This is a genomic window from Roseibium sp. (assembly GCF_039982295.1).
Classification (GTDB): Bacteria; Pseudomonadota; Alphaproteobacteria; order Rhizobiales; family Stappiaceae; genus Roseibium.
In genome coordinates, this window is sequence record NZ_JBDWYP010000013.1 from 1 (window position 1) to 5,147 (window position 5,147).

5 protein-coding genes are annotated in these 5,147 nt (G+C 47.8%); 1 reads left to right on the top strand and 4 read right to left on the bottom strand.

Annotation, left to right across the window (positions count from 1 at the left end; all coding sequences use genetic code 11):
• The 3 genes from ABJZ52_RS02250 to ABJZ52_RS02260 all read right to left on the bottom strand — a co-directional run.
• Positions 1-1,252, bottom strand: a 1,252-nt coding sequence (locus ABJZ52_RS02250) for a type I restriction endonuclease (protein ID WP_348487684.1), incomplete at its 3' end; no start/stop codon positions are given.
• The gene (locus ABJZ52_RS02255; protein WP_348105615.1) at positions 1,252-2,559 is read right to left on the bottom strand and encodes a restriction endonuclease subunit S; all 1,308 of its coding nucleotides are present in this window, start codon (positions 2,557-2,559) and stop codon (positions 1,252-1,254) included. The genes ABJZ52_RS02255 and ABJZ52_RS02250, both read right to left, overlap by 1 nt.
• Positions 2,556-4,538: a class I SAM-dependent DNA methyltransferase gene (locus ABJZ52_RS02260; protein WP_348105614.1), complete on the bottom strand. Its 1,983-nt coding sequence runs from the start codon at positions 4,536-4,538 to the stop codon at positions 2,556-2,558. Before ABJZ52_RS02260 ends, ABJZ52_RS02255 begins: the two co-directional genes overlap by 4 nt.
• A 193-nt stretch (positions 4,539-4,731) precedes the next feature.
• Between ABJZ52_RS02260 and ABJZ52_RS02265 the strand changes: the two genes are divergently transcribed.
• A complete protein-coding gene (locus ABJZ52_RS02265) occupies positions 4,732-4,899 on the top strand; it encodes a hypothetical protein (RefSeq protein WP_348105613.1) in 168 nt (55 codons plus the stop codon).
• A 28-nt stretch (positions 4,900-4,927) separates the two neighbouring features.
• Here the strand turns inward: ABJZ52_RS02265 and ABJZ52_RS02270 are convergent.
• On the bottom strand, positions 4,928-5,147 hold a 220-nt coding region (locus ABJZ52_RS02270; RefSeq protein WP_348487685.1), incomplete at its 5' end, for an MbcA/ParS/Xre antitoxin family protein.

Genomic DNA, 5,147 nt, shown 5'->3' on the forward strand with positions numbered 1-5,147 from the left:
TGAGGATTGCCTCCATCGCAAACGGGAAGGTTTGGATCGTAACAACAATGATCGGAACCCCTTCTTTCAAGGCCTGCGCCAACCGCTTGCTTTTGGAGTCACCAAACTGCTGGGCATCAATAGCCTCGATGACACCGAATTGGTGGTCCAGCTGCTGTACGGCGTCCTGCAACTGGGCATCCAAGACATTTCTATCCGTCACAATGATGACGCTGTTGAAGTAGGGTGTACCATCGTCATGGCGAATCTTGATCAGATCGTGGGCTGTCCAAGCGATGGTACTTGTCTTTCCCGAGCCCGCACTGTGTTCGTTCAGATATTGGCTGCCAGGACCGTTTTTCTTAACGTCCTGGATCATCTTATTCACAGCTTCAAACTGGTGATAGCGGGGGAAGATCAGCGTCTCAGCCTTGTAAGGCTTTCCGTGCTTGTCCACTTTCTCTTTGGTCTCAACGTAAACAAAGCTGTGGAAAATCCTGAGCCAGCTGTCCCAGGTACAAACTTCTTCCCAAAAATACGCCACGGGGTATTCGCCATCCTCTCGGGGAGCATTGCCCGCATGACCATTGTTGCCCTTGTTGAATGGAAGGAAGTAAGTATTCTCGCCTTTCAGCTCGGTGGTCATCGCGATCTGGGAGTCAGACATTGCGAAATGGACGACAGCACCGCGTTTGAAGGTCAGTAAAGGTTCTTGGACCTTTTTGCTCCCCAGCTTGTATTCAGGAACCCGATCCTCCTTGTACTGCGCGATGGCATCTTCAATGGACTGAGTGAAGTCTGTTTTAAGCTCCAGGGTGGCTGTTGGTATGCCGTTGATGAAGAGAACGATGTCGATAGACCATTCTCGGGTCGGGTTGTACTTAACCTGGCGTACAACTCGAAGGCGGTTGGCCTTGTATTTCTCAATCAGGATTTCGTTGTTCTTGTCTTCTGGAGCACACTGACTCATATCAATGCGACCGGCACCCGCGATAGAGAAACCGTGCCTAATGACATTGATGGTGCCACCGTTCTTTGACTTCAGCTCTTTGTCCAGACGATTGAGAAGAACGTTCGTGGTTTCCTCTCCGTTGATGGAGTAGAGCTTGTCCCATTTCTCAGGCTGGGAGGCTTTTACCCACTCAGCAACGTCCTCTGGATACAGTGCCAGGTGACGGTCGTAATTTTCGGGTTTGCCCTCAAGCCATCCGTTTTCGACAAGCTTCTTTGTAACGTAAGCCTCCAAGTTAATTTCGTGATGCGCTTGTGGCATTACGCTACCTCCTTGTCTCGTAGGTCGATTTTTCCGGTTACGGCTGAGCTGATTAAAGCCGTTCTGTGCTCCTTCAGCAAATCTATAGAGTGGTTAACCTCGACGATTAACTTTTCGATAAATGAGGCTCTTGATCTTATGTGATCTACAATAAGAATCTGTTCTTCCAGCGACGGCACGGCTAGGTGATAATTCTTAAAATCACCTTGACTGATATTCTGCATGCTGGAACTTGTCCCCTCACAAGAGATCTTTACCTGATTTCTATAAACGTCGGTAAGCGTCCAGTAATAGATGAACTCTGGAAGAGTGGCACTATTAAATTCAACCTGCCACAACCTGTCAGGCAAAAATATGTTCTCTGGGGCATCAAAAACATATCCAGCAGAACCCACCAAATCAGGCGTATTCATCCGACTTACGATCAAAGAGCCTTTTCTTAAAGGACAGTTAACTCGACTGACATCCTCATCAATAACGGTCTTTGTTTTACTTGGGTCAAATTTCCCTCCATATACGGAGCTTGTCTTCAGAACCGCGACTTGATTGGGATCAGCCTGAACATTAGCGGCATTTACACTTGTTCCAGACTCTATCAAGGAGATCACATGCTTAAGTCTTTTCCTGGTCCAGTGCTTCGGAATCTTCCCAATCCACTCAACCCCACTGTCCTTCATCTCCACATTCGGATCCAAGCCTTTGGCCACAACGTGCGAGATCAGGGCTTGGCGCTTTTCTTTGAGGAGGTTTATGAAGTTGTTCTTTTCGGAAATCAAGCCATCAATCCGTGACGTCTCTTTATCCAAGTAATCGGCAATAGAGTTTTGCTCATCCATTGGTATAACTGGGATATAGATGTTTTTCATCTCTGAGTAACGCGTACTCCAGAGGTCAGCTACAATCCCCTTTCCATTCCGATAAAACTCTTCTTGGAAGTTATAAGATCGGAAAAGGTGATGAATGTAACGCGGGTTGTGCTCCAGGGGCCGAAGAACAATAGATATTAGAGATACCGACCCATCTAGCGAAGAAACTCCTGATGACCCTTTTCTATCAGATCGACTATTGATCACAAAGTCGCCTTTGCGAACCAACATTCTGTTGTCTCCAGCATCAGTCTTCGCAGCATTCTCAAGTTGAGGCACTATTCCGTTTTTGGTGACGGAAAGCGCGGGAAAATCAGCATCACTAACCTTTTCGTTTCTTTGATCAAAAAGAACGCCGATTTTTGCAAGGCCCCAGTGGGAGGGAAGAGCCCCCAACCATTCAAACTTGGTGTCTTTGTACTGAGGATATCCCTTTATCATTCCGCCACCTCCTCAAGCAGCGCCTGAATGCGAGCTTCAGAAGCCTTCAGGTCTGCGTCAATGTCATGCAATGAGCGAGGCGGAACATACTTGTAGAAGTATCGATTGAAGTTGATTTCATAGCCAACAACGCCGACGTCACCGTCCTTTTCATCGCGGACACTGTGGTCGATAAACGCATCCGGAAGATGAGGCAGAACCTCCTCTTCAAAATAGGTCTCAACGTCCTGCTTGAACGGAACGTTCTCTGTGTCATTCAGAGAGGTATCGGGAATCGGGTTGCCCTTTGAGTCGGTGACGATGTCGCCTTCAGGATCTTGCTGGAACAGCGTATTGGTAAACTCGTTACCAAGTGCCTTGGTGGTCTTTCCGATTTTCTCAGTATTCTTCAGGCGGTTAACCAGGCCGTGCGCCCAGTCGTATTCATGTTCGCCGTGATGATCCTCAAAGTAGCCGATCCAAGCTTCCTGCTGTTCTTCCGAAAGCTTTTGGAACTGCTTTCCTTCACGGAGCAAGGCAATACTTTCTTCGCTGACGATCAGTTTTCCTCGCAGAGGGCGCTTTATGGCAACCTTCCGGAAAGCAAAGTCGGTCGTATAAAAGATTTTTGAGTTTTCAGATTCGGTGAAGCTGTCATAGAGACGAACCACATCATCAATCTGATCATCGGTCAGGTATCGGCGCTTAGTGCCTTCAGACTTCCTCATGGACGTCCAAACATCGGCTAAGTTAATGAGCTGAACCTTGCCCTTCCGATGCTCGGTTTTCTTGTTGGAGAGAATCCAGACGTAAGTGCCAATGCCGGTGTTGAAGAACAGGTCAGTAGGAAGACCAATGATGCCTTCAACATAATCCTGCTCAAGCAGCCAGCGACGGATTTCAGACTCACCCGAACCAGCATCACCCGTAAACAACGGCGATCCTGAAAGGACAATGCCGACACGACCGCCGCCGTTTTCGGGATCTTCCATACGCGAAACAAGATGCATCAGGAACAGCATAGAGCCGTCACTGACACGCGGCAGACCTGGGCCGAAACGACCGGCGTAACCAAGCTCTTTGTGTTCTTTATCGACGGTCGGTTTGTCTTTGTCCCACTTAATTCCAAACGGAGGATTCGCAAGGCCGTAGTGGAAACGCTTGTCTTTCAGCTTGTCGTTGGAGAGCGTGCTGCCTTGTACTATGTTTCTGCCATCAAACCCCTGAATTAGCATGGATGTGAGCGCCATAGCATGAGTCTTTGGATCAAGCTCTTGGCCATAAGGGATGATCTTGGCAGTAGAGCCCATCTCCTCAATTTGATCCATCGCATCGGTAATGAAGCCCAGCAGACCGCATGAAGGATCGTAAACAGACCGGATGACACCGCTCTCAGTGAAAATCTCTTCGTCTGCACTCAAAACAAGCTTGGTGGTCAGTCGAACAACATCCTTGGGGGTCATGAATTCCCCGGCCTTCTCGTTGATCGATGCAGCGAACTTTCGGATCAGGTCTTCGTACGCGTTGGAAAGAACACGGTTAGAAACAACGTCTGGGTGCAAGTCGATATTTGCGAAGTGGCGGACCATCCGGTAAAGCAGCTTCGCTTTTTCCAGTTCTTCGATGGTGTTGTTGAAACCGAATTCCTCAAAAACCAGGCGAACGTTCGGGGAGAAACGGCTGATATATTGCTCCAGGTTAGCCCGAGTATGGGTGGAGCCAACGGTTTCCAGGGTGTACTGGCTTGTGTTGTAGAAAGGCAGTTTCGATACCTCGGGGAGGACAATGTTCAAATCAATCCCGCTATCTTTGTCAGCCTCATAAGCCTTCAATACGGCCTCTTTCGTTGGCTCAAGGACGCACTCCATTCGCCTCAGAAGCAACAAAGGAATGATGATTCTTGCAAAGTCTGTGTGCTTGAAATCACCCCAGAGATCATTCGCCACATTCCACACGAAAGATGAAAGCGATGTCGCTTGATTGTTTTGAACTGAATCCATGTGTTCGCCCCTGATCATTAGACTGCCGATAATTAACTCGATTGTAGGTTTGCATCAATGTTATGTCAAGTGATATGATGTTACATAATATAATATAAGTTATTTAAATTATGAGGGATTTCGTTCTGTGCATTTTCAAACTACAATATAAAAATATTACGTCATGTGACATGACATCAGGTTCGGAGGCGGTATGGCTGTAGGTAAGTCGGGAAGGATCGTTCTTGAGATAGAGGCAGACGACAAAGAGGCGCTTCATCGAGAGATCAAGAAGCGCGGGCTAACGATGAAAGAATGGTTCTTGGAGAAGGTGGATCAGGACTTTCCTGAAATCACTAAAAAGAAGAAAAAGAAAGCCTGACCCTGCTTACTACATCGTCAAGGTAAAGCTAGACCAACTGGGCATCGAGATACCGCCTTATTAGGGCTGGATCTTCAATCATGACTTCAAGTGCTGACCTACCGCCAAAAGCTTTGTTGGGCTTCTTCACCCATTCGTTTGCTCGCCGCCCGGTTGGAAACAGTATTCTCAGATTCTTGCAGATTCCCAGAATGTACGAGAACCTTTTCAGGGAATCTGGACGAACCTCATTGCTCTGCGAAAAAAAC

Excerpts from the sequence above, each read along its gene's own strand:
- ABJZ52_RS02255 (WP_348105615.1), bottom strand. The coding sequence starts at position 2,559 with ATGATAAAGGGATATCCTCAGTACAAAGACACCAAGTTTGAATGGTTG.
- ABJZ52_RS02260 (WP_348105614.1), bottom strand. The coding sequence starts at position 4,538 with ATGGATTCAGTTCAAAACAATCAAGCGACATCGCTTTCATCTTTCGTG.
- ABJZ52_RS02265 (WP_348105613.1), top strand. The coding sequence starts at position 4,732 with ATGGCTGTAGGTAAGTCGGGAAGGATCGTTCTTGAGATAGAGGCAGAC.